This is a genomic window from Streptomyces sp. NPDC048291, assembly GCF_043201715.1.
Classification (GTDB): Bacteria; Actinomycetota; Actinomycetes; order Streptomycetales; family Streptomycetaceae; genus Streptomyces.
The window spans coordinates 111,151-134,839 of sequence record NZ_JBICZC010000020.1; the positions used below are offsets into that span (position 1 = coordinate 111,151).

Below are 23,689 nucleotides of genomic sequence, written 5' to 3' on the forward strand. Positions count from 1 at the left end.
ACACACCATGGCTATCTGGCTCAACAAGGACAGCAAGGTCATCGTCCAGGGCATGACGGGCGCCACGGGCATGAAGCACACCAAGCTCATGCTGGGCGACGGCACCAACGTCGTGGGCGGCGTCAACCCGCGCAAGGCGGGGCAGACCGTGGACTTCGACGGCACCGAGGTACCGGTCTTCGGTACGGTCGCCGAGGCCATCGAGAAGACCGGCGCCAACGTCTCCGTCATCTTCGTGCCGGAGAAGTTCACCAAGGACGCGGTCGTCGAGGCCATCGACGCCGAGATCCCGCTGGCCGTCGTGATCACCGAGGGCATCGCCGTGCACGACTCGGCGTCGTTCTGGGCGTACGCCGGCAAGAAGGGCAACAAGACCCGGATCATCGGCCCGAACTGCCCCGGCATCATCTCCGTCGGCCAGTCGAACGTCGGCATCATCCCGGGCGACATCACCAAGCCGGGCCGCATCGGCCTGGTCTCGAAGTCCGGCACGCTGACGTACCAGATGATGTACGAGCTCCGTGACATCGGCTTCTCCACCGCCGTCGGCATCGGTGGCGACCCGATCATCGGCACCACGCACATCGACGCGCTCGCCGCGTTCGAGGCCGACCCCGAGACCGACCTGATCGTGATGATCGGTGAGATCGGTGGCGACGCCGAGGAGCGGGCCGCGGACTTCATCGCGAAGAACGTGACCAAGCCGGTCGTCGGCTATGTCGCGGGCTTCACCGCCCCCGAGGGCAAGACCATGGGCCACGCCGGCGCCATCGTCTCCGGTTCGTCGGGCACCGCCCAGGCGAAGAAGGAGGCCCTGGAGGCCGCGGGCGTCAAGGTCGGCAAGACCCCGACCGAGACGGCGAAGCTGGCGCGCGAGATCCTCGCCGGCTGAACGTCGTTCTCGACGCCGGTCGACTGAACGTCGGTAGGCCCGTCCCCGGGGTGGGGGCGGGCCTACGGGCGTTTCGCTCACCGGCGCTTGCCGGGTGCCGCCGCGCCCACCCGTGCCGCCTGGGGGCACCTCCCAGGCCCTTAAGGCGCTGGGGGAGGCACGACTGCCCGCAGCTGGGAGGGGCGCGGGGAACTGCGCGATCAGCCCCCACACCCAGCCGCACCCGACCGCGCTACCTCGCCACCGGCGCCAATCTCTCCGGCCCGTTGTCCGCGTCCCGCTGCAGTTTCAGCCGGAGCGCCCGTTCCCCCGCCGACAACGGCCCCAGCCCCACCTCCGCCGGCACCCCGCTGATCGCCTGGGCCGGGCCGATCGGCGCCTCGTAGTGCGTCGGCGCCGTCCGCAGCGTGAGGGTGGTCGCCGCGATGATCGTCGCCGTGAAGGCCAGCGCGGACCGGGTCCAGAAGCGCGTCCGCTGTTCGGCGAACGTCCGCACGCTGGGCGGCTGGGCCGCCCGCAACCGCTCCGTCGAGGCCAGTTCGGCCAGCCGGCGGTGGAGCGCCGCGGGATCGGCGAGTTCCGGCACCTGACGGGCTACCAGTCGCCGCGCCCGGGTCAGCCGGCCGGCCGCGGCCGGCGTGCTCGCCTCCGTCTCCGCCGCGGTCTCCGGCAGGTCGAGGCCGACACCGTCGTACAGCAACAGCGTGCGCCGGTACGACGGCGGCAGCCTCAGCAGCGCCTCCAGGAGCGCGCGGTCGGCCGCGTCGGCCGGTGGCGGCTCGGGGTGGCGGTACCGCAGCCGGAAACGGTGCCAGGGGGAGAGCGCACACTCGTGCGCCGCCGCCCGCACCCAGCCGGCCGGGTCCCGGTCACGGGCCACCTGCGGCCAGTTCTGCCAGGCCAGTTGGAAGGCCCGCTCGACGGCCTCCTGCGCCAGTTCCCGGCGGCCGGTGAGCAGGTAGGTCTGCCGTACCAGGGCCGGGGCGCAGAACGCGTAGAGCGCGTCGAAGGCCTGAGCGGGCGTCAGAGCGGGGTTCGTCATCGGGCGCACCTCCCTTCGAAAAAGCACATAAACATATATTGGGCGACACTTCGGCTGTTCATCGGTTACGACGGAAAAGCGCGTGTCGTTGGGAGCATGGCGGTCGTGATTCGGATGACCGCCCGCCGACCGTCCCTGCCGTCCCGTCGATCGTCGTCGCAGCCGTTGCTCAGCCGGGTGCGCGACCGTTCCCCGGGACTGGGCGCGAGCCTGGCGGCCGGCGCGCTCGCGGCCGGGCTCGGACTCGGTTCCTTCGCCGTCCTGGCGATCGCGCTGTGGGTCAGCTCGCCGTACCCCGACAGCGGTCCTGGCGGCGCGCTGCACGTCGCGGCCGGGCTGTGGCTGCTCGCCCACGGCGTCGAACTGGTCCGCACCGACACGCTGTCCGGGGTGCCGGCGCCGGTCGGGGTGACGCCGTTGCTGCTGCTCGTCCTGCCCGCGCTGCTGCTGTACCGGGCGGCGCGGTACGCGGTGGACGCGCCGGACGGCGACGACCCCGACGCGCCGCCACCGGTCCGCGCCCGTACGGCCTGGGCCGGGGTCGTCGCCGGCTACCTCGGCGTCGGCGGCTGTGCCGCGCTGTACGCGTCCGGCGGTGACCTGCGCCCCCAGTGGGCGTGGGTGGCGGTGGGCCCGCCCCTGCTCGCGGCGTGCGCGGCGGGCGCCGGGGTGTGGACGGCGTACGGCCGTCCGCGTGAACCGCTGCTGGGCCTGGTGCACGTACTGCCGGGCGCGGTACGGCGGCGGCTGCTCGGGCGCGACACACGGGTGCGGTGGGGTACGGCCCTGCGCGCGTCCCTGGCCGGGACGGCCGTGTTCCTCGGGGGCGGGACGCTGCTGCTCGCGGTGTCGCTGGTGGCGCACGGCGACGCCACACGGTCGTCGTTCCTCCAGCTGACGGAGGGCTGGACGGGCCGGTGCGCGGTCCTGCTCCTGTGCGTCTCGCTGATCCCGAACGCGGCGGTGTGGTCCGCGTCGTACGCCGTGGGCCCCGGCTTCACGCTCGGCGCCGGCCACCTCGTGAACCCGCTGGCCTCGGATCCGGCACCGCTGCTGCCGCCCTTCCCGCTGCTGGCGGCCGTACCGCAGCACGGTCCCGGAACCCCGCTGAACTGGGTGGCGGGCGTGGTGCCGGTGGCGGCCGGGGTGACGACGGCGTGGTTCGTGGCGGCGCGGGCGGTCCGGCGGCGCTGGTCGGCCGAGCGCACGGCCGGGGTGGTGGCACTCGCGGCCCTGCTGGGGGCGCTGCTGCTCGCGGCGCAGGCCGAGCTGGCCGGCGGCCCGCTGGGCGTCGCCGCGCTCACCTCCTTCGGCCCGGTCTGGTGGCAGACCGGCGCGGCGACCGGCGGCTGGCTCCTCGCGGTGGGGCTGCCGGGCGCCCTGATGCTGCGGGCGTGGCGGAGGGAGGGCGCCGCCTCACTCGCCGCCTGGCTGGGGTTCGCCGGACGGACGCCGCGGGACGGCCAGGCCGAGGAGAACCAGAAGGAGAAGAAGCGCACGCAGAAGAAGCAGACGGAGGAGGACCACACGGAGAAGAAGGAGCAGGCGCAGGGCGGCCAGTCGTCGTCGGCCTCGCATCCCGTCCCGGCCCCCGCCCGGACTCCGGCCCAGGCCTCGGGCGCGGCCCCCACCCCGCCCCGGGTCTTCGTCGCCGGGCTGCTGCCCGATCAGATCGACGGCGGCGGCGACTCCGAGCAGTACGAGGCGCTGCCGGCCGAGCCGCACGAGGTGCTGCCCGTCGACCCGCTGCCCGGCCCCTGGGCGGACGAGGCGGCGCGCAAGGCCCGCTGGACGGCGCTGCGGAAGCTGTCCGAGCCGGCCGCCGAGGACGCCGAAGGCCCCTGATGCTCCCGTCAGCTGTTGCCGCTGCCCAGTACCCCGCGCAGCTCCTTCGGCAGCAGATGGTCGCAGGACTGCTTGGCCTCGTTGGTGAGGGCGTCCGAGACGCAGGTGTAGTAGTCGCGGTACACCATCTGGGCGGTGAAGTTGGCCGCCACCAGGGCCAGCGCCAGGGACGCCGTGACCAGGCCGCTGATCGCCGCCGTCGTCTGGGGGCGGCCGGTGGTGGCCTCGTCCGGGTTGCGGGGCTTGGCGCGGAGCGCGCTGATGCCCCAGTACACGGCCAGGGCACCGAGCAGCAGCGCCACGTACGGCCAGCTGAAGAGCGCGAAGAGGAAGGCCCACATGCCGCACAGCAGGGCGTACCGCGCCCGCCGCTGGGCCGGGTCGGTCGGGTCCCAGCGCATGCCCGGGCCGCCGGGACCGCCGGGGCCGTTCTGTCCCCCGCCGCCCGGGCCGCCGTCGGGACGCTCGCCGAAGCCGCCGGACTGCCGGCCGGGCTGGCGGTCGCTCCACTGACTGCCCCACGGCGCTTCCCGGTCGTCGTCACCGGCCGGGCGGCGCGGCCGCCACGGGCTGTCCGGCGTGCCCTCAGGCGGCGGGGCGAAGGGGTTGTCGTCCTGCTGGTCATCCTGCCGGCCGCCCTTCGGCCGGTCCGAGGGCGCGTCCGGCGGCGAGGCCGGCCGCTCCCGCGGCAGCACGGCGGAACGCGTCCCTCCCTGTACCGACTGCGGGGGGAGCATGCGAAGTCCCAGGCTGCGGTCCGGCATCAAGTGAGCGTCTTCCCCTAGATCAAGATGAACAGAACAGAGCTGATGGATGGGCTGGATACGGCTGGATCGTCTGGATACTGCTGGGCACGGCGGACGGGGGGCTGCGGGCGATCGGCACAGCAGCCGAAACGACCGCCTACCCCGTGAACGCGTCGTATCCCGGACGCGTTCCCGCCCCGGTACCTCCCAGACGCTACCTTCCGGCCACGCCCCCGTCCCGTGGGGGCCGTCCGGTGTGCCGGTATCGTTGCTGACGGTCGGCCGCTTCGTAGACTTCCCCGTATCCCGGGGCGCGAAGCACTCGTACGAATGTACAAAGCGGGTGCGGGGCCGGCCGCCGTACCGACGCTCCCCCGAGAAAGGGCCCCGCCGTGGCCGCCAAGCCCGTGGCCAAGCGCCTCGTCGTGCTGGTCTCCGGATCCGGCACCAACCTCCAGGCGCTCCTCGACGCGATCGCCGGGACCGGCGTCGAGGCCTACGGCGCCGAGATCGTCGCCGTCGGTGCCGACCGCGCGGGCATCGAGGGGCTCGCGCGTGCCGAGCGGGCCGGGATCCCGACGTTCGTGACCCGGGTGAAGGACTTCGGGACCCGGGAGGAGTGGGACAGGGCACTGGCCGACGCCGTGGCCGCCCACGAACCCGACCTGGTCGTCTCCGCCGGGTTCATGAAGATCGTCGGGAAGGAGTTCCTGGCGCGGTTCGGGGGGCGGACGGTCAACACGCATCCCGCCCTGCTGCCGAGTTTCCCGGGGGCCCACGGTGTACGGGACGCGCTCGCGTACGGCGCCAGGGTCACCGGCTGCACCGTCCACTTCGTCGACGACGGCGTCGACACCGGGCCGATCATCGCTCAGGGCGTGGTGGAGGTCCGGGACGAGGACGACGAGAGCGCTCTGCACGAGCGCATCAAGGACGTCGAGCGAAGGCTGCTCGTCGAGGTCGTGGGGCGGATCGCCCGCAACGGCTATCGCATTGAGGGACGAAAGGTAGTTATCCAGTGACCGCCGAGAGCACTGTCACGGCCGAGAGCGGCAAGCGGGCCATCCGTCGCGCGCTCGTCAGCGTCTACGACAAGACCGGGCTCGAAGAGCTCGCCCGCGGGCTGCACGAGGCCGGTGTCGCGCTCGTCTCCACCGGCTCCACCGCCTCCCGTATCGCCGCCGCCGGCGTCCCCGTCACCAAGGTCGAGGAGCTCACCGGCTTCCCGGAGTGCCTGGACGGCCGGGTCAAGACCCTGCACCCCAAGGTGCACGCCGGCATCCTCGCCGACCTGCGCCTCGAGGACCACCGGCGCCAGCTCGAAGAGCTCGGCGTCGAGCCGTTCGACCTGGTCGTCGTCAACCTGTACCCGTTCCGCGAGACCGTCGCCTCCGGCGCCACCCCCGACGAGTGCGTCGAGCAGATCGACATCGGCGGTCCTTCGATGGTCCGCGCCGCCGCCAAGAACCACCCCTCGGTCGCCGTCGTCACCAGCCCGCAGCGGTACGCCGACGTCCTCAAGGCCGTCACCGATGGCGGCTTCGACCTCGCCACCCGCAAGCGGCTCGCCGCCGAGGCCTTCCAGCACACCGCGTCGTACGACGTGGCGGTGGCGTCCTGGTTCGCCTCCGAGTACGCCCCGGTCGACGACTCGCGGTTCCCCGACTTCCTCGGCGCCACCTGGGAGCGCGAGAACACCCTGCGCTACGGCGAGAACCCGCACCAGCCGGCCGCGCTCTACGTGGACGGCAGCGGCAGCGGTCTCGCGCAGGCCGAGCAGCTGCACGGCAAGGAGATGTCGTACAACAACTACACGGACACGGACGCCGCGCGCCGTGCCGCGTACGACCACGACGAGCCGTGCGTCGCGATCATCAAGCACGCCAACCCCTGTGGCATCGCCGTCGGTGGGGACGTCGCCGAGGCGCACCGCAAGGCGCACGCGTGCGACCCGCTGTCCGCGTTCGGCGGGGTCATCGCCGTCAACCGGTCGGTGAGCAAGGAGCTGGCCGAGCAGGTCGCGGAGATCTTCACCGAGGTCATCGTCGCGCCCGACTACGAGGAGGGCGCTCTCGAAGCCCTCGCCAGGAAGAAGAACATCCGGGTGCTGAAGGCCCCGGGCGCCCCCGCCAACCCCGTCGAGGTCAAGGCCGTCGACGGCGGTGTGCTGCTCCAGGTCACCGACCGCCTCCAGGCGGACGGCGACGACCCGGCCAACTGGACCCTCGCGACCGGCGAGGCGCTGGACGCGGCGGAGCTGGCCGAGCTGGCGTTCGCCTGGAAGGCCTGCCGGGCCGTGAAGTCCAACGCGATCCTGCTCGCCAAGGACGGCGCCTCGGTCGGCGTCGGCATGGGCCAGGTCAACCGCGTCGACTCGGCGAAGCTCGCGGTCGAGCGGGCGGGGGAGGAGCGGGCGCGCGGCTCCTACGCCGCCTCCGACGCGTTCTTCCCGTTCCCCGACGGCCTGGAGATCCTCACCGCGGCCGGCGTGAAGGCCGTGGTGCAGCCGGGCGGTTCGGTCCGTGACGAACTCGTCGTCGAGGCCGCCGAGAAGGCGGGCGTGACGATGTACTTCACCGGGACGCGGCACTTCTTCCACTGAGCCGCGGGCGCGTGGGCGCGAGCACACGAAGGCCAAAGACCAGGGCCGTGTCCCCCCTGCGCGGGGACACGGCCCTTGGGGTCGCTGCGAACGCTCAGTTGCTGCGGATCACGATCGTGCCGCAGACCTTGTCGGCGAACGTCTGGCGCTTGGCGTCCCACGCCGGCCACAGGTAGCCGAGGTAGCAGGGCAGGCCGTCCAGGATGTGCGCCAGCTGGCGCACGAACGCCATGCCCGCACCGATCGGCTGGCCCGTCTCCTCCTTGAGGGTGCGGGTGCCGACCGCCTTCTTGCCCAGGCTCTGGCCGGTACGCCCCTCCAGGATGATCTGGTAGACGAACAGGCCGATCAGGCCGAGGAAGCCGATGATCGTCAGCGCGGGGGTCTTGTTGCCGGCGCCCACGATCACGAGGATGTACGGAATGCCGTACAGCAGCGAGTCGATCAGCCTGCTCAGGAAGCGCCAGCCCCAGTTCGCGTACGGCGGCGTCGCGCCGTAACCCTGCTGCGGGTAGCCGTAGCCGCCCTGCTGCGGGTAACCCGGCTGCTGCGGGTAGCCGTAGTTCTGCTGCGGCGGCACGCCCTGCGGGGCCTGCGGGTAGCCGGGCTGACCCTGCTGCGGGTAGCCGTAGCCGGGCTGACCCTGCTGCGGGTTCTGCGGCTGCTGGCCGTAGGGGTTGTTGGGCGCGCCGAAACTCATGACGGGGTTCCTCCGTTTTACCTGCGGGGACGACGCGGCCAAGGACGGAGGTACGTCATGATCTGAGCGGTTTGCCCCCCACCGGACCGCGATACTGCGCCGCTTATCGTTTAGTACGGGCGTGTTGTTGTCCACCCTGATTCGCGATGTGTTGTGCAAGTGCAACATCATTGATCATGACCGCACACCCGACTGGAACCGGGAGACCGGCATCCGCGAGGATGGACCCATGACCGCCCAGATTCTCGATGGCAAGGCCACCGCAGCCGCGATCAAGTCCGATCTGACCGCCCGCGTGGCGGCGCTGAAGGAGAAGGGCGTCACGCCCGGCCTCGGCACGATCCTCGTCGGGGACGACCCCGGCAGCCAGAAGTACGTCGCCGGCAAGCACCGCGACTGCGCGCAGGTCGGCATCGCCTCCATCCAGCGCGAACTCCCCGCCACCGCGACCCAGGAGGAGATCGAGGCGGTCGTCCGCGAGCTCAACGACGACCCCACCTGCACCGGCTACATCGTCCAGCTCCCGCTGCCCAGGGGCATCGACGAGAACCGCATCCTGGAGCTGATGGACCCGCACAAGGACGCGGACGGCCTGCACCCGATGAACCTCGGCCGGCTGGTCCTCGGCGAGCCCGCGCCGCTGCCCTGCACCCCCAACGGCGTGCTCACCCTGCTGCGCCGGTACGGCGTCGAGATCAAGGGCGCCGAGGTCGTGGTCGTCGGCCGCGGCGTGACCATCGGCCGCCCGATGCCGCTGCTGCTCACCCGGCGCAGCGAGAACGCCACGGTCACGCAGTGCCACACCGGCACGCGCGACCTCGCGTCGCACCTCAAGCGCGCCGACATCATCATCGCCGCCGCCGGCTCCCCGCACCTGGTCCGCCCCGAGGACGTCAAGCCGGGCGCCGCCGTACTCGACGTCGGTGTCTCCCGCAACGCCGACGGCAAGATCGTCGGGGATGTGCACCCCGGGGTCGCCGAGGTCGCCGGGTGGATCTCCCCGAACCCCGGCGGGGTCGGGCCGATGACCCGCGCGCAGCTGCTCGTCAACGTGGTCGAGGCGGCGGAGCGCAGTGTCGGCTGAGCGCGGTCACGAGCAGGGTGCGGGGCGCCGGGCGCCCCGGCGCTTCCCGCTGTTCACCCGGGACACGGCGCGCCCCGAAGGGGGCGGCAGGGCCGCGTCGGGGGATCTGCCGGCACCGGCCCGGCAGTGGCCGATCCTGGTGGTCCTCGCGACCGTCGCGATGGGGCTGCTGCTGACCTCGCTGGACCAGTTCCGGGTCGGCGCGCTGCTGATCGGGGCGGGGCTGCTGGCCGGTGCGGTGATGCGGTGGATACTGCCGAGCGTCGGGATGCTGGCGGTGCGGTCGCGGTTCACGGACATCGCGACGTACGGGGTGCTGGGGCTGGTGATCGTGCTGCTGGCGTTGATGGCGCAGCCGAAGCCGTGGCTGGTGATCCCGTACCTGAAGGACACGCTGCACTTCACGATGAAGAGCTAGGGGTTCGCTGTCGGGTGCGGGTGCGCTGAGGCGGCCCGTCCCCTCCCCCGAGCAGGACGGACCGCTGTCGGGAATCAGCCTTCCACCGCGCGGCGGCTGTTCAACGCCTGTCCTACGGCTGTGGCTGAGAGGTGACAGTTCCGCTACGAGCCGCCCGCACGGCCCCTGCCTGCGGGAACCGGCGGGCCGCCCGCCGTCGTCACCCGCTCTGAACTGGCAACGAACTGGCAACGAGGCAGGCCGTGGAGGTGCGTGATGGGCGGCTGGCAGCCGCTGCCGGAGGAACTCCCGGCGGAGGTGCGGCACTTCGTGGAGCAGCTGCGGCTCCTCAAGGACGACACCGGCCTCAGCCTGGTCGCGCTGGGCGCCCGCACCGCGTACAGCAAGTCGTCCTGGCAGCGCTATCTCAACGGCGTGCAGCCGCCGCCCCGGCAGGCCGTCGTCGCGCTCTGCAGGGTCGCCGGCCTGGCCGGTGCCGACGCCGAACGGCACGCCGTGCGCTGGGAGCTCGCCGTCGAGGCCTGGCCGCGTCCGGCGACCGTCCCGGACCCGGACCGGCCGCCGGGCGCGGGTGAGCCGGAGGGGTACGAGGACGATCCGACCCTCCCGTGGTGGGACCGGCCGGAACAGGACCCCGAGCCCCGCCCGCACCACCGGCTGCTGCTGTACGCGGTCCTGCTGCTGCTCGCCCTGCTCCTCGTGACGGTCGTCGGCGCCGTGGCTCTCGGGTGAGCTGTGACCCCTGTGACCTGCGAGGTCACGGCCGGATGACCGGTGTGTCGATGTGTTGACAAGTTCGCGGACAGGTAACGGAGGCGACCCACAACCGGGCTAACGTGTCCGATCGGGACGAGCCGAGGGCCCGTCGGACCGTACGGCGGACGGCGTGCGACGGTGCATGCCGCACGGGCCGATGCTCCAGTGCGCCCCCTGCCCGGGGACTGTTCTCCGGGACCGCCGCATCCCGCTGGGTAGCCAGAACGGGGACCGGCGCGGGGGCACCGCGCGAGGGGAACGCGGGGGAAGACACGGCACCGAACCGGGGGAAGAGGACCGGGGGAAGAGGGGGGAAGCAATGCCTCGTTGGAAGGACCTGCCGGACGAACTCGATCCGCAGGTCAAGGAGTTCGCGACCCAGCTGCGGCGGCTCGTGGACCGCAGCGGCCTGAGCGTCGCGGCACTGTCCGACCGCACCGGCTACGCCAGGACGTCGTGGGACCGCTATCTCGGCGGCCGGCTGCTGGCGCCGAAGGGCGCGGTCGTCGCGCTCGCCGAGGTCACCGAGACCGATCCCGTCCACCTCACGACCATGTGGGAGCTGGCCGAACGGGCCTGGAGCCGTTCGGAGATGCGCCACGACATGACCATGGAGGCGATCCGGATCTCCCAGGCGCGGGCCGCGCTGGGGGAGTTCGGGGCCCCGCCCGCCACGTCCTCCGGCGGCGGAGGCGGCGCGGGGGGCGCGGGAAGCGCAGGAGGAGCGGGCGGCAAGGCGCCGCGCCGGGCGGGCAGCGCGGTGGCGATGCCGGGGATCGCCGGACCCGCGGGCGTCTCGCCCACCATCCCGCCCCAGCCGACGGCACCCGACGCCAACCGCCGCGAGGGCTCGGGCACCCGCGGCCCGGCGGGGTCCCCGCCTCCGGCCCCGCCCGGCGGTGGCAGGCGGCGGCTGACGATGTTCCTCGCCGGGGTCGTCGGGGTGGCCGTGGTCGTCGCCGGGGTCCTCTTCCTCACCGGAGGCGACGGCGGCGGCAGCAAGAACCAGGGCAACGGCGCCTCGGCCACCCCGTCCACCGCCACCGGCGGCGACCTCCCGGCCGGGGTGAAGTGCGCGGGCGCCGGCTGCACCGGCAAGGACGCCGAGGCCATGGGGTGCAGCGGCGACCTCGTGACCACCGCGAAGACCGTCACGGTCGGCGCGACCACCCTGGAGGTCCGCTACAGCCGGACCTGCGGCGCCGCCTGGGGCCGTATCACGGGCGCCGCCCGGGGCGACTCGGTCCGGGTCACGGCCGGCACCACCACGGAACGCGGCGACATCACGGCCACCGGCGACACGATCGCGTACACGCCGATGGTGGCGGTGCGGGACGCGGCGGCGGCGAAGGCCTGCGCGACGCTGGCGTCGGGGCAGCAGGGGTGCACGACGTAGGAAGCGTGATCACAACAGCCCGTCCGGCGTTCGAGGACGAGGCCGAAGGCCGACGGCGGGGGTCTGGGGGCGGCAGCCCCCGGTGCCTCGCGACAGCGCCGCGGAACGGCGAGGAAGACGTCGGCGCAGAAGAAATCGGCGGCACACAGGAATGCCCGCCTCCATCCTGGGCACGCGACACGTATCCCCCCACGGGAGTCCGGAAACCGGTACCCCCGAGTGGCGGCCGCCCTGTCTCACCTCTCCCGGACAGGCGGCCGCCTCTTTTGTGGGGTGAGCCACACCGACCCCTCGCCCTCCGGCATCCTTGATGCGCGATAGCCTGACCGGTGGATCTCTTGATACCAAGAGATCGATCATTTTGTACGTCCGCACCCCAGGGCACCCAGGGCAAGGACGCCCACCGCCAGCTGTCATACGGAGAACGCCATGACCCGCACTCCCGTGAACGTCACCGTCACCGGCGCGGCCGGCCAGATCGGTTACGCCCTGCTCTTCCGCATCGCCTCCGGCCAGCTGCTCGGCGCGGACGTGCCGGTCCGGCTCCGCCTCCTGGAGATCACCCCCGCGCTCAAGGCCGCCGAGGGCACCGCCATGGAGCTCGACGACTGCGCCTTCCCGCTGCTCCAGGGCATCGACATCTCCGACGACCCGAACGTCGCCTTCGACGGCGCCAACGTGGCCCTCCTGGTCGGCGCCCGCCCCCGCACCAAGGGCATGGAGCGCGGTGACCTCCTTGAGGCCAACGGCGGCATCTTCAAGCCGCAGGGCAAGGCCATCAACGACAACGCCGCGGACGACATCAAGGTCCTGGTCGTCGGCAACCCGGCCAACACCAACGCGCTGATCGCCCAGGCCGCCGCCCCGGACGTACCGGCCGAGCGGTTCACCGCGATGACCCGCCTCGACCACAACCGCGCGCTGACCCAGCTCGCGAAGAAGACGGGCTCCACGGTCGCCGACATCAAGCGCCTGACCATCTGGGGCAACCACTCCGCCACCCAGTACCCCGACATCTTCCACGCCACCGTGGCCGGCAAGAACGCCGCCGAGGTCGTGAACGACGAGAAGTGGCTGGCCGAGGAGTTCATCCCGACCGTCGCCAAGCGCGGCGCGGCCATCATCGAGGCCCGCGGCGCGTCCTCCGCGGCCTCCGCCGCCAACGCCGCGATCGACCACGTCCACACCTGGGTCAACGGCACCGCCGACGGCGACTGGACCTCCATGGGCATCCCGTCGGACGGCTCCTACGGCGTCCCGGAGGGCCTGATCTCCTCCTTCCCGGTCACCACCAAGGACGGCAAGTACGAGATCGTCCAGGGCCTGGAGATCAGCGAGTTCTCCCGCGCCCGCATCGACGCCTCCGTGCAGGAGCTGGCGGAGGAGCGCGACGCGGTCCGCGCCCTCGGCCTCATCTGAGCCTCCCGCACCCCGACGGGCCCCGCTCCGGATTCCCTCCGGAGCGGGGCCCGTCCGCATCCGGTGGCGCTACTCCATCCCGCGCTTGCCCGGCGTCCAGAACGGCTTGGTGAGGACCGCGCGCCGGTCCCAACCCGCCTCCTGGACCAGCACCTTGCGCACCGCCTGCACGGCCCGCGCCTCCCCGGCGACGTACGCCACCCCGCCGGGTTGGGGAGCGAGCCGCCGTACCGCGTCCGGCAGCGAGGTCTCGGTCCTGAGCACCCAGTCGAGGCGTTCCGCGTGGGTGAGGGGCAGCCGGTCGGCGGGCGTCTCCGTCTCGACGCAGCCGGAGATCCGGGCCTCCTCGGGCAGTGCCGCGAGCATCGCGCCGAAGGCGACCGCGGCCGTCTCGTCGCCGACGAAGACGTGGTGGTCGGCGTCGGGGCGCAGCGTGAAGGTGCCCTCGGGCCCGCGCAGCCGCACCTGCTCCCCCTTCCCGACGGTCCGGCCCCACCGGGCGCCGGGGCCGCCCTCGGCGTGGTCGAGGACGCACAACTCGACGACGCCCGACGGGTCGTAGTGCCAGACCGAGTACGTCCGCAGGGTCAGGCCGGCGACCAGGACCCGGACCTGCTGGCCGGGCCGGACGTCGAGGCCGGCGAGCTGGTCGCCGTCGATGCGCAGCCGGCGCATCCGGGCGGTGAGCTGCTCGGCCTCGGTGACGGTGCCGCGCAGGGTCAGCAGGTCGAGGACGGGGTTCAGCAGGGCGGGCATCGGGGCTCCTCAACGGGCCGGGGTGTGCGGGGAGTTGCTCAGGCGCCGGTAGAACGCGATAGTACGCGTTCCGGTTCGGACGCGATAGTGCGTGTCGGGTTGCGGCGGCCGTATCCGGCCACCACGAGCGCCGTCGCGGCGAGCACCAGCAGGGCGACGGTACGCAGGGCCGGGCCCATCCCGGAGGTGAGGTCGCTGTGCGCGGACAGGATCGTGCCGGTGACCGCGACCCCGAGGGCGGCGCCGGTCTCCCGGGCCGTGGTGCCGAGCCCGGAGCCGAGCCCCGCCTGGTGCGGCGGGAGCGAGCCGACCACGCCGAGGGTGAGGGCGGGCATCGACAGACCGGTGCCGGCCGAGATGACCAGCAGCCAGCAGGCGTACGTCCAGTACGGCGTGGCCGCGTCGACGGTGGACGCGCCGAGCAGGCCGAGGCCGATCAGGGCGAGCCCGGCGCCGACGACCGCGCGCGGGTGGCCCGCCCAGCGGGCGGCGAGCCTCGGGACCAGGGCCATGCCGATCGTCAGCGGCATGATCGCGACGCCGGTCACCGCCGCGTCGTAGCCCTTGACCCCTTGCAGGTACTGCGAGTTGACGAAGAACAGGGAGAAGAGGCCGAAGAAGCCGGCCGCCGTGCCGAGCGACGCCGAGCGCAGCCGGGCGGAGGCGAAGACCCGGGGGTCGAAGAGGGGGCGCGGCGAGCGCAGGCCGTGGAGCGTGAAGACGGTGGTGAGTACGGCGCCCGCCGCGAAGGAGCCGAGGATGGGCGCCGACGTCCAGCCGTAGGTCGTGCCCTCGATGATGCCGAACAGCACCGCCACCAGGCCCGCCGTGAGGAGCAGGGTGCCGAGCGGGTCGAGGTTGCTGTGCGCGGAGCGTTCGGTGCGCGGGGTGACCAGGGCGACGGCCAGGGCGAGCAGGGCGGCCAGCGGGACCATGGCGGCGAACAGGGCCCGCCAGGAAAGGAATTGACCGACCAGCCCGCCGCCCAGGTTGCCGGCCGCGCCGCCCAGGCCCAGCGCCAGGGTCCAGGAGGCGAGGGCGCGGGCGCGCCGCTCGGGGGCGGCGAGGTGGACCAGGATCGACATGGTGGCCGGGGTGATCAGCGCGGCCCCGGCGCCGGAGAGGCCGCGGCCCGCTATCAGCACGGCCGGATCCGGCGCGAGCGCGCTGGTGGCCGCGCCGGCCGCGAACAGGGCGAGGCCCGCGAGCAGGGCGCCCTTGCGGCCGTGCCGGTCGCCGAGCGCGCCGGCCGGGACGAGCAGGGCGGCGAAGGCGATGACGTAGGCGTCGACGGTCCACAGGATCTCGCTGTGCGAGGGGTGCAGGGACGACGCGGCCAGTTCGGGGATGAGCAGGTTGATGGCGGCGACCATGCTCTGCGCGACCAGCACGCAGGCGCACAGGACGAGCAGGACGGGGCGTTTCAGGGCGTGCGAGGGCACGGCTCCTCCCGGGGAGCTGGTGGGTGTGGTGTGGGGTGCCCTGTCACCGTAGGCTCGGCGCTGACCTGCTTTCCAGTGCAACCTTTGCAAGGGACGACTGCGTATGACGCAATCCGCGGGATCCCCCGGGGGCCTCGACCTGAACCTGCTGGTCGCGCTGGACGTGCTGCTCGAGGAGGAGAGCGTGCAGCGGGCCGCGCGCCGTCTGCACCTGTCCGAACCGGCCATGAGCCGCACCCTCGGCCGGATCCGCCGGGCGCTCGGCGACCCCGTGCTGGTGCGCGCCGGGCGGCGGATGGTGCCGACCCCGCACGCCCTTGCCGTGCGCGCCGAGGTGAGCGCGGTGGTGGAGCGCGCGCAGGCGCTGTTCGCGCCTGGCCGGGACACCGATCTGCGGACCGTCTCCCGGACCTTCACGATCATCGGCCCGGACGCGATCGCCGGCACCCATGCCGCCGTCCTCTTCGCCAGGGCCGCCGCGGAGGCCCCCGGCATCCGCATCCGCTTCCTCGCCGAGGCCCACGTGGACCTGCCGTACCTGCGGCAGGGCATGGCCGACCTGGAGGTCGGGGCGATCGACACCACCGCGCCCGAGGTGCGGGTGGAGCACCTCCAGGAGGACCGCATGGTCGGTGTCGTGCGGTCCGGGCACCCGCTGCTGGCCGGTGAGGTGACCCCCGAGCGGTTCGCGACCGCCGCCGGTCACCTGAACGTCTCGCGGCGCGGCAAGCTGCACGGCCCCGTCGACGCCGCGCTGGCCGAACTCGGCCTGGAACGGCGGGTGGTCGGTACCGTCGGCACCTTCCCGGCCTCCCTCTTCGTGCTGCGCGACTCCGACCTGATCGGCCTGGTCAGCTCCTGGGGGGTCCCGCTGGCCACCACCCTGGGCCTCGCCACCTTCGAGGTCCCGCTGCCGCTGCCGCCGATCCCGCTCGGCATGGCCTGGCATCCGCGCCACGACGCCGACCCGGCGCACGCCTGGCTGCGGGGCTGCGTACGGGAGCTGGTGACCGCGCGGACCGCGAGGACCGCGGCGACCTCGCCGTGACCTCGCCGTTCATTTAAATTCAGTATTCACGGACTGCGGTATCCGGCGTATTCGCAATTTCATCTGCGGTAGGCGGGTGGGAATTATATAACTTCTCTTCCGGGTGACGGAATTCCCCCGAACGCTCCAAATCCCACCCGGTGTGGCGGTCGTTAGGTGACCGTGACGCGATTGGACTGGTGCGCAGCCGAAGATCATCCGACAACCCTGCTCCGCTGGCCCGGCGGTATGGATATCACTTCATGCTCGGACCTGCTCGATGATTTCCTGAAGAGAATCAACACGATGGAAAATGAATATCGGCGGACCATGGCAGATCTGTACGGAGCGTTCTGAGGCAGGGTGTGGAGGTAAGCGATGGACGGGATTCAGCACGACTCGGGGCCAGGTCTCTACGACCACACCGGCTTCTACGACCATCCCGGTCTCTACGACCATGCCTGGGGTGCCCCCGAGCCGGACGTCGCGCCGAGCGACTGGGACCCGGTCGAGGAGCTGGCGCAGATACTGTCCGCACCGACCGGTGTGGCCGCGGCCCCCACGCTCATGGACGTGCCGGCCCAGCGCCGGGGCAGCCGCCGGCGGGTCCGCCACCGGGTCCGCCACGAATCCCACCTGCTCGACGGCGGCCGGAGCGTCACGCACATCACGCTCCTGATCGCGATGGTCTCGCTCTGCGCGGTGTCCATGCTGGCCTGGTCCCTCTGCTACTCCTACGCGCAGCTGCGCGGCATCGCCTCGTCGGTGCTCCCCGGGGGACTGGCGCAGTACTGGCCGCTGACGGTCTACGGCCCGTGGTTCGTGGCGGCGCTGTCCGTCCTGCGGGCCACCGCCCAGCGCCGGAGCGCGCGGCGGTCCTGGTGTGTCGTGCTGGCCGCCTCGGTCGTGGCCGTGGCCCTGTGTGTCAGCCACTCCTCACATGCGCTGTTGTCGTTAGTCATCTTCGGGATTCCGCCCATCACCGCCCTGGTCTGCTTCTGGGAGCTCGTCGGCCAGATCTCGACCAAGGGCAAGCCCCGGCACGCCACGCCCGCCGCGTCGGCGGGCGGCACGCCCTGACCTCTGCGGTTTGTGCCGCTATGTCCGACTGTTCAGTGACGCCGCACACTTCCGGCCGACGATTGCGCATGCAATCCGAGGCCGAGGGCAGGTGCCGGCGGTCCCCGAGTGCGACCCGGATGTCACACAGGGGCACCGAACAGGAACGGAAGGCAATACCGATCATGGCGGACAGCACGGCACGAGCGACCATCCATGCCGGAGGCGACTGGCTGGCAGCGGCCTCCGGCGCGACACGCGAGATCGTCGACCCCGCGGACGGCCTGCCCTTCGCCGTGGTCGCCGAGGGCGACGAGAAGGACGCGGAGGCGGCGGTGGCCGCCGCCCGGCGTGCCTTCGACACCGGCGACTGGCCCCGGACCCCCGTCGCCGAGCGCGCCGCCCTGCTCCGCCGGGTCGCCGACCTCCTCGTACGCGACCGCGAACAGCTCGGTCTCCTGGAGAGCCGGGACGCGGGCAAGACCGCGACGGAGGGCCGCGTCGACATCGACTGCGTCGCCGACGCCTTCCGCTACTTCGCCGACCTGGTCGCCGCGGAGGGCGCGGGCCGGGTGGTGGACGCCGGCTCGGCCGACATCCACAGCGTCGTCGTAGCCGAACCGGTCGGCGTGTGCGCGTTGATCACACCCTGGAACTACCCCCTCCTCCAGGCCAGTTGGAAGATCGCCCCGGCGCTCGCGGCCGGCAACACGTTCGTGGTCAAGCCGAGCGAGCTGACCCCGCTGACGACGGTCGCGCTCATCGGACTGCTCGCCGAGGCCGGGCTGCCCGCCGGAGTCGCCAACCTGGTCACCGGCCCCGGCCACACCGTCGGCGCCCGCCTCGCCGAGCACCCCGACGTCGACCTGGTCTCCTTCACCGGCGGCCTGGCCAGCGGCACCAAGGTCGCCCGGGCCGCAGCGCCCACCGTCAAGAAGGTCGCCCTCGAACTGGGCGGCAAGAACCCCAACGTCGTCTTCGCCGACGCCTGCGCCACGCCGGAAGGCTTCGACACCGGCGTCGACCAGGCCCTCAACGCCGCGTTCATCCACAGCGGCCAGGTCTGCTCGGCCGGCGCCCGGCTGATCGTCGAGGAGCCCGTCCGGGAGCGGTTCGTCGCCGAACTCGCCCGCCGGGCCGCCCGGATCCGGCTCGGCCGGGGCACCGCGGACGGCGTCGAGTGCGGCCCGCTCGTCTCCGAACAGCAGCGCGCGAAGGTCGAGGAGTACGTGGCGTCGGCGCTCGCGGAGGGCGCGGTGCTCCGCGCGGGCGGCAGGCGCCCCGAACCCTCCGCCGACCGCCCGGCCACCGGCTACTTCTACGAGCCGACCGTCCTCGACCAGTGCCACCGCGAGATGCGGGTCGTACGCGAGGAGGTCTTCGGGCCCGTCCTGACCGTCGAGACCTTCCGCACCGAGGACGAGGCGGTCGCCCTCGCCAACGACACCGAGTACGGACTCGCGGGCGCCGTCTGGAGCACGGACGCCGGGAAGGCCCGCCGGGTCGCGGGGCGGCTGCGGCACGGCACGGTGTGGATCAACGACTACCACCCCTACCTGCCGCAGGCGGAGTGGGGCGGCTTCGGCAGGAGCGGCACCGGCCGTGAGCTGGGACCCGCGGGGCTCGCCGAGTACCGCGAGACCAAGCACGTCTACCAGAACCTCGCGCCGAAGCCGGTGCGCTGGTTCGCCGGCTGAGCCCTCCCGGCCGCCGGCCGGCCTCTCCCGACTGCCTTACGCAAGAAGCCTTTTGGAGCACTCCCCATGTCCCACACCCCGCATGTCTACGACTACGTCGTCATAGGCGGCGGAACCGCCGGTTCCGTCATAGCCTCCCGCCTCACCGAGAACCCGGACGTCACCGTCGCCGTCATCGAGGGCGGCCCCAGCGACGTGGGCCGCGACGACGTCCTCACCCTGCGCCGCTGGATGGGCCTGCTCGGCGGCGAACTGGACTACGACTACCCGACCACCGAGCAGCCGCGCGGCAACTCCCACATCCGGCACAGCCGCGCCCGGGTGCTCGGCGGCTGTTCGTCGCACAACACCCTCATCTCCTTCAAGCCGCTGCCCACCGACTGGGACGAGTGGGAGGCGGCGGGGGCCAAGGGCTGGGGCGCGGTGCCGATGGAGGCCTACTACGCCCGCCTCCTCAACAACATCGTCCCGGTCGACGAGAAGGACCGGAACGCCATCGCCCGCGACTTCGTCGACGCGGCCCGACAGGCGCTGGGCGTCCCGCGCGTGGAGGGCTTCAACCGGCGGCCGTTCACCGAGGGCGTCGGCTTCTTCGACCTCGCCTACCACCCGGAGACCAACAAGCGGTCGAGCGCGTCGGTGGCCTACCTCCACCCGGTGCTGGACGAGCGCCCCAACCTGCACGTGTTCCTGGAGACCTGGGCGTACCGCCTGGAGCTGGACGGCACCCGGGCCGAGGGCGTGCACGTGCGCACCGGGGACGGCACGGAACTCCTCGTACGCGCCCGCGACGAGGTCGTCCTGTGCGCGGGCGCCGTCGACTCCCCGCGCCTGCTGCTGCATTCGGGCATCGGCCCGGCGGCGGACCTCGAAGCCCTCGGCATCCCGGTCTCGCACGACCTGCCGGGCGTCGGCGAGAACCTCCTCGACCACCCCGAGTCGGTGATCGTCTGGGAGACGCACGGCCCGATCCCGGAGAACTCCGCGATGGACTCCGACGCGGGCCTGTTCGTCCGCCGGGACCCCGAACACGCGGGCCCGGACCTGATGTTCCACTTCTACCAGGTCCCGTTCACCGACAACCCCGAGCGCCTGGGCTACGAACGCCCCGCGCACGGCGTCTCGATGACCCCGAACATCCCCAAGCCCCGCAGCCGCGGCCGACTCCACCTGACCAGCGCCGACCCGTCCGTGAAGCCCGCGCTCGACTTCCGCTACTTCACCGACGAGGACGACTACGACGGCCGCACCCTCGTCGACGGCATCCGCATCGCCCGCGAGATCGCGCGGACCGAGCCGCTGGCGGGCTGGCTGAAGCGCGAGGTGTGCCCGGGCCCGGAGATCCTCGGCGACGCCGAGCTGAGCGAGTACGCCCGCAAGGTCGCGCACACGGTCTACCACCCGGCGGGCACCTGCAAGATGGGCGCGACCGACGACGAACTGGCCGTCGTCGACCCCGAGTTGCGGATCCGGGGCCTGGACGGCATCCGCATCGCCGACGCCTCCGTCTTCCCGGCCATGCCGGCCGTGAACCCGATGATCGGGGTGCTGATGGTCGGCGAGAGAGCCGTGGACCTCCTGAAGGGCGGTGCGTGATGAGCGGTACGACCCCTGTCTTCTCCGTCGAGGGCCTGTGGAAGGTCTTCGGCCCGCAAGCCGACCGCGTCCCGTCGGACCGCGAGCTGACCGGCCTGTCCCCGGCCGAACTCCGCACCCGCACGGGCTGTACGGCCGCCGTCCGCGACGTCTCCTTCGACGTGCGCAAGGGTGAGGTCTTCGTGGTGATGGGCCTGTCCGGCTCCGGGAAGTCGACCCTGGTCCGCTGCCTGACCCGGCTCATCGAGCCCACCGCCGGCCGGATCGCCATCGACGGCGAGGACGTCCGCGCGATGGACAAGGGCCGGCTGCGGGAGCTGCGCCGGCACCGCGCCGCGATGGTCTTCCAGCACTTCGGGCTCCTCCCGCACCGGTCGGTCCTCGACAACGTGGCGTACGGCCTGGAGATCCAGGGCGTAGGCAGGGCCGAGCGGCGCGCGCGGGCCGCCGAGTTCGTCACCAAGGTCGGGCTCGACGGCATGGAGCAGCGCCGTCCCGGCCAGCTGTCCGGCGGCCAGCGCCAACGGGTCGGTCTCGCGCGGGCGTTGGCGGCCGATCCCGAGGTCCTCCTCTTCGACGAGCCGTTCAGCGCGCTCGATCCGCTGATCCGGCGGGACATGCAGGAGGAGGTGGTCCGCCTGCACCGGGAGGAGGGCCGCACGATGGTCTTCATCACCCACGACCTCTCCGAGGCGCTGAAACTCGGCGACCGCATCGCCCTCATGCGGGACGGCAGGGTGGTCCAGCTGGGCACCCCCGAGGAGATCGTCGGCTCCCCGGCCGACGACTACGTCCGCGAGTTCGTCCGGGACGTCCCGCGCGAGCAGGTCCTGACGGTCCGCTCCGCGATGCGCCCGACGAAGAACGGCGAGGCCCCGCCGGGACCTGAGATCAGCCCGTCCGCGACGGTCGCCGAAGCGATCGACGCGGTCGCGGAGGCCGGCGCACCGGCACGGGTCGTCGACGGCGACCGCTGCGTAGGGGTACTCGACGCGGAGACGCTGCTCGGCGTCGTGGCGAAGGGTGACACGGGCAGTACGTCGACCGCGGCCGGTCGTGGGCCGGTCGCGCAGTTCCCCGCGCCCCTGGGTGAGGACGGGCAGCCCTCGCCGGAAAGTCACCCAGCCGCCGACAACGACTCAGCCGCGGGCGTCGCCGACACCGACTCAGCCGCGGGCAGTCGTGCCGCTGGGGCGGCACGGGTGGGCGCGGCGGTACCCCGCGAGCGCGGGCAAGTGGAGCTCCCCGGCCCGCGCAGCAACCCGGAGGGCGTCTGATGGCGACGATCACCTTCCCGAGCCGTCGTGGCGCGGGGCTCCCCGCCGGCCGGGCCGCCCGTAAGCTGCTCGCCCTGGCCGTGGCCGCCGCGATCCTCGTCCCCGTGGCCGACTCCCAGTGGGCGTCGGGCGCCTGGCCCCACCACCTCACCGTCGACCTCTCCGCACCCCTCTCCTCCGCCAGTAACTGGGTCATCGACAACCGGGACACCCACCCCCTCTTCCTCTACTTCTTCGGGTACATCAGCAACGCCGTCGTCCTCACCGTCCGAGCCGTCTACCTCACCCTCCTCGCGGCAGGGTGGCCCGGCGTGACCGTGGCCGCCGTCGCCGTGGCGCACCGGGTCGCCGGGGCGAGGCTCGCCGTCGGCACGGGGGCCGCGTTCCTCGCCTGCGGCGTGCTCGGCATGTGGGTGCCGACGATGCAGACCCTCGCGCTGATGGTCGTGGCCGTACTCGCTTCCGTGGCCGTGGGTTTCGTGCTCGGGCTCGGCGCCGGGCTCTCCGGCCGGCTGAACCGCGCCCTGCGCCCGGTCCTCGACACCATGCAGGTGCTGCCCGCCTTCGCCTACCTCCTCCCCGTCGTCCTGGTCTTCGGCATCGGGGTCCCCGCGGCCGTCCTCGCCACCGTCGTCTACGCCGCCCCGCCCATGGCCCGGCTCACCGCCCTCGGCCTGCGCGGCGCCGACCCCGAGGTCCTGGAGGCCGTGGACTCGCTCGGCGCCACCCGCGCGCAGCGGCTGCTGACGGCCCGTCTCCCGCTCGCCCGCAGGGAACTCCTCCTCGGCCTCAACCAGACGATCATGATGGCGCTCTCGATGGCGGTCATCGCCTCCGTCATCGGCGCCGGCGGCCTCGGTGACCGCGTCTACCAGGCCCTCGCCTCGGTCGACGTCGGCGCCGCCCTCGCCGCCGGTGTTCCGATCGTGCTGCTCGCCGTCGTGCTTGACCGCATCACCGCGGCGGCGGGTGAGCGCGGCGACGTCCGGAAGCCCCCCGCCGGCCTCCTGTACGGCCTCGGCGCCACCGTCGCGGTCGCGGTCGCCGCCCGTCTCCTCGGCCGCCTCGACTGGCCCACCGCCTGGACCCTGGACTTCGCCGGACCGGTCAACCGCGCCGTGGACTGGATGACCGCGCACCTGTACTCGGGCGTGCCGGTGGTCGGCGGTACGGCCGACTGGGCGGGGCACTTCACCACCTGGGTCCTCGACCCCGTCCGCTCCGGGCTGCAGTGGCTGCCCTGGTGGGCCGTGCTGTTCGTGGTCGCCGCGCTCGCCTGGCTGATCGGCACCTGGCGCACCGCGCTCACCGCCGTCCTCGCGATGGCCGCGATCGGCGTGCTGGGGGTGTGGGAGCCGTCGCTGGACACCCTGTCCCAGGTGCTGGCGGCCGTCGCCGTGACCCTCGTCCTCGGCTTCGCGACCGGCATCGCCGCCGCCCGCAGCGACCGGGTGGAGCGCGCGCTGCGTCCGGTCCTGGACGTGTTCCAGACCATGCCGCAGTTCGTGTACCTCATCCCGGTCGTCGCGCTGTTCGGCGTCGGCCGCGCGCCCGCCGTCGCCGCCGCCGTCGTCTACGCGCTGCCGGCCGTCGTACGGATCACCGCGCAGGGGCTGCGCCAGGTGGACCCGGCCGCCCTGGAGTCCGCCCGGTCGCTCGGCGCGACCGGCCGCCAGCAGCTCACCCAGGTCCAACTCCCGCTCGCCCGGCCCGCGTTGCTGCTCGCCGTCAACCAGGGCGTGGTGCTCGTCCTCGCCGTCGTCATCATCGGCGGCCTGGTGGGCGGCGGCGCCCTCGGCTACGACGTCGCCTTCGGTCTCGCCCAGGGCGACCTGGCGACCGGACTGGTGGCCGGTGCCGCCATCGTCTGCCTGGGGCTGATGCTCGACCGGGTCACCCAGCCCACGGAACGCCGTACGGAGAAGGGAGCATGAC

At 72.8% G+C, this 23,689-nt stretch carries 20 protein-coding genes; 15 read left to right on the forward strand and 5 right to left on the reverse strand.

Annotation, left to right across the window (positions count from 1 at the left end; translation table 11 throughout):
• Positions 1-7 precede the first annotated feature (7 nt).
• Positions 8-892 (forward strand): succinate--CoA ligase subunit alpha, encoded by an 885-nt coding sequence (sucD, locus tag ACGF5O_RS43365; RefSeq protein WP_362592047.1) that lies wholly within the window; start codon positions 8-10, stop codon positions 890-892.
• Positions 893-1,124: 232 nt separating this feature from the next.
• Here the strand turns inward: sucD and ACGF5O_RS43370 are convergent, their stop codons facing one another.
• Positions 1,125-1,973: an RNA polymerase sigma factor gene (locus ACGF5O_RS43370; protein WP_393815534.1), complete on the reverse strand. Its 849-nt coding sequence runs from the start codon at positions 1,971-1,973 to the stop codon at positions 1,125-1,127.
• 57 nt (positions 1,974-2,030) lie between these two features.
• Between ACGF5O_RS43370 and ACGF5O_RS43375 the strand changes: the two genes are divergently transcribed.
• Complete coding sequence (locus ACGF5O_RS43375; RefSeq protein WP_393815452.1) at positions 2,031-3,779, forward strand: DUF6350 family protein; 1,749 nt, start codon at positions 2,031-2,033, stop codon at positions 3,777-3,779.
• Between the two features lie 8 nt (positions 3,780-3,787).
• On the opposite strand, the gene ACGF5O_RS43380 is transcribed toward ACGF5O_RS43375, so the two are convergent.
• Positions 3,788-4,543, reverse strand: coding sequence for a hypothetical protein (locus ACGF5O_RS43380; protein WP_393815453.1), 756 nt, complete (start codon positions 4,541-4,543; stop codon positions 3,788-3,790).
• Positions 4,544-4,917: 374 nt separating this feature from the next.
• Between ACGF5O_RS43380 and purN the strand changes: the two genes are divergently transcribed.
• Together purN and purH are read left to right on the forward strand one after the other, a co-directional pair.
• The gene (gene purN, locus ACGF5O_RS43385; RefSeq protein WP_393815454.1) at positions 4,918-5,547 is read left to right on the forward strand and encodes a phosphoribosylglycinamide formyltransferase; all 630 of its coding nucleotides are present in this window, start codon (positions 4,918-4,920) and stop codon (positions 5,545-5,547) included.
• The gene (gene purH / locus ACGF5O_RS43390) at positions 5,544-7,127 is read left to right on the forward strand and encodes a bifunctional phosphoribosylaminoimidazolecarboxamide formyltransferase/IMP cyclohydrolase (protein ID WP_393815455.1); all 1,584 of its coding nucleotides are present in this window, start codon (positions 5,544-5,546) and stop codon (positions 7,125-7,127) included. The genes purN and purH overlap by 4 nt, the downstream gene beginning before the upstream one ends.
• 94 nt (positions 7,128-7,221) lie before the next feature.
• Here purH and ACGF5O_RS43395 read toward each other — a convergent pair whose 3' ends face one another.
• Positions 7,222-7,827 (reverse strand): RDD family protein, encoded by a 606-nt coding sequence (locus ACGF5O_RS43395; protein ID WP_393815456.1) that lies wholly within the window; start codon positions 7,825-7,827, stop codon positions 7,222-7,224.
• Between the two features lie 229 nt (positions 7,828-8,056).
• Here ACGF5O_RS43395 and ACGF5O_RS43400 point away from each other — a divergent pair, with 229 nt between their 5' ends.
• From ACGF5O_RS43400 to ACGF5O_RS43420, 5 genes are all read left to right on the forward strand, one after another.
• Positions 8,057-8,911 (forward strand): bifunctional methylenetetrahydrofolate dehydrogenase/methenyltetrahydrofolate cyclohydrolase, encoded by an 855-nt coding sequence (locus tag ACGF5O_RS43400; RefSeq protein ID WP_393815457.1) that lies wholly within the window; start codon positions 8,057-8,059, stop codon positions 8,909-8,911.
• Entirely contained in the window at positions 8,901-9,329 is a 429-nt protein-coding gene (locus ACGF5O_RS43405; protein WP_393815458.1) for a DUF3017 domain-containing protein, read from the forward strand. The genes ACGF5O_RS43400 and ACGF5O_RS43405 overlap by 11 nt, the downstream gene beginning before the upstream one ends.
• 255 nt (positions 9,330-9,584) lie before the next feature.
• The gene (locus ACGF5O_RS43410; protein ID WP_393815459.1) at positions 9,585-10,061 is read left to right on the forward strand and encodes a helix-turn-helix domain-containing protein; all 477 of its coding nucleotides are present in this window, start codon (positions 9,585-9,587) and stop codon (positions 10,059-10,061) included.
• A 343-nt stretch (positions 10,062-10,404) separates the two neighbouring features.
• Positions 10,405-11,481 (forward strand): DUF2690 domain-containing protein, encoded by a 1,077-nt coding sequence (locus tag ACGF5O_RS43415; RefSeq protein ID WP_393815460.1) that lies wholly within the window; start codon positions 10,405-10,407, stop codon positions 11,479-11,481.
• Positions 11,482-11,910: 429 nt separating this feature from the next.
• Entirely contained in the window at positions 11,911-12,900 is a 990-nt protein-coding gene (locus ACGF5O_RS43420) for a malate dehydrogenase (protein ID WP_393815461.1), read from the forward strand.
• A 69-nt stretch (positions 12,901-12,969) separates the two neighbouring features.
• Here the strand turns inward: ACGF5O_RS43420 and ACGF5O_RS43425 are convergent, their stop codons facing one another.
• Positions 12,970-13,656 carry a siderophore-interacting protein gene (locus ACGF5O_RS43425; RefSeq protein ID WP_393815462.1) on the reverse strand — a complete coding sequence of 229 codons (687 nt, stop codon included), beginning with the start codon at positions 13,654-13,656 and terminating at the stop codon, positions 12,970-12,972.
• A 38-nt stretch (positions 13,657-13,694) separates the two neighbouring features.
• Complete coding sequence (locus ACGF5O_RS43430) at positions 13,695-15,098, reverse strand: MFS transporter (protein ID WP_393815463.1); 1,404 nt, start codon at positions 15,096-15,098, stop codon at positions 13,695-13,697.
• A 103-nt stretch (positions 15,099-15,201) separates the two neighbouring features.
• Here ACGF5O_RS43430 and ACGF5O_RS43435 point away from each other — a divergent pair, with 103 nt between their 5' ends.
• From ACGF5O_RS43435 to ACGF5O_RS43460, 6 genes are all read left to right on the forward strand, one after another.
• Positions 15,202-16,146 (forward strand): LysR family transcriptional regulator, encoded by a 945-nt coding sequence (locus tag ACGF5O_RS43435; RefSeq protein WP_393815464.1) that lies wholly within the window; start codon positions 15,202-15,204, stop codon positions 16,144-16,146.
• A 357-nt stretch (positions 16,147-16,503) separates the two neighbouring features.
• On the forward strand, positions 16,504-17,205 hold the full coding sequence (locus tag ACGF5O_RS43440; RefSeq protein WP_393815465.1) for a DUF2637 domain-containing protein: 702 nt from the start codon (positions 16,504-16,506) through the stop codon (positions 17,203-17,205).
• A gap of 164 nt (positions 17,206-17,369) precedes the next feature.
• Complete coding sequence (locus ACGF5O_RS43445; protein ID WP_393815466.1) at positions 17,370-18,881, forward strand: aldehyde dehydrogenase family protein; 1,512 nt, start codon at positions 17,370-17,372, stop codon at positions 18,879-18,881.
• A 66-nt stretch (positions 18,882-18,947) separates the two neighbouring features.
• Entirely contained in the window at positions 18,948-20,477 is a 1,530-nt protein-coding gene (locus ACGF5O_RS43450; RefSeq protein ID WP_393815467.1) for a GMC family oxidoreductase, read from the forward strand.
• Positions 20,477-21,754, forward strand: a complete 1,278-nt coding sequence (locus ACGF5O_RS43455) for a glycine betaine/L-proline ABC transporter ATP-binding protein (RefSeq protein ID WP_393815468.1) — start codon at positions 20,477-20,479, stop codon at positions 21,752-21,754. The genes ACGF5O_RS43450 and ACGF5O_RS43455 overlap by 1 nt, the downstream gene beginning before the upstream one ends.
• A complete protein-coding gene (locus tag ACGF5O_RS43460) occupies positions 21,754-23,688 on the forward strand; it encodes an ABC transporter permease (protein ID WP_393815469.1) in 1,935 nt (644 codons plus the stop codon). The genes ACGF5O_RS43455 and ACGF5O_RS43460 overlap by 1 nt, the downstream gene beginning before the upstream one ends.
• Position 23,689: the final 1 nt, after the last annotated feature.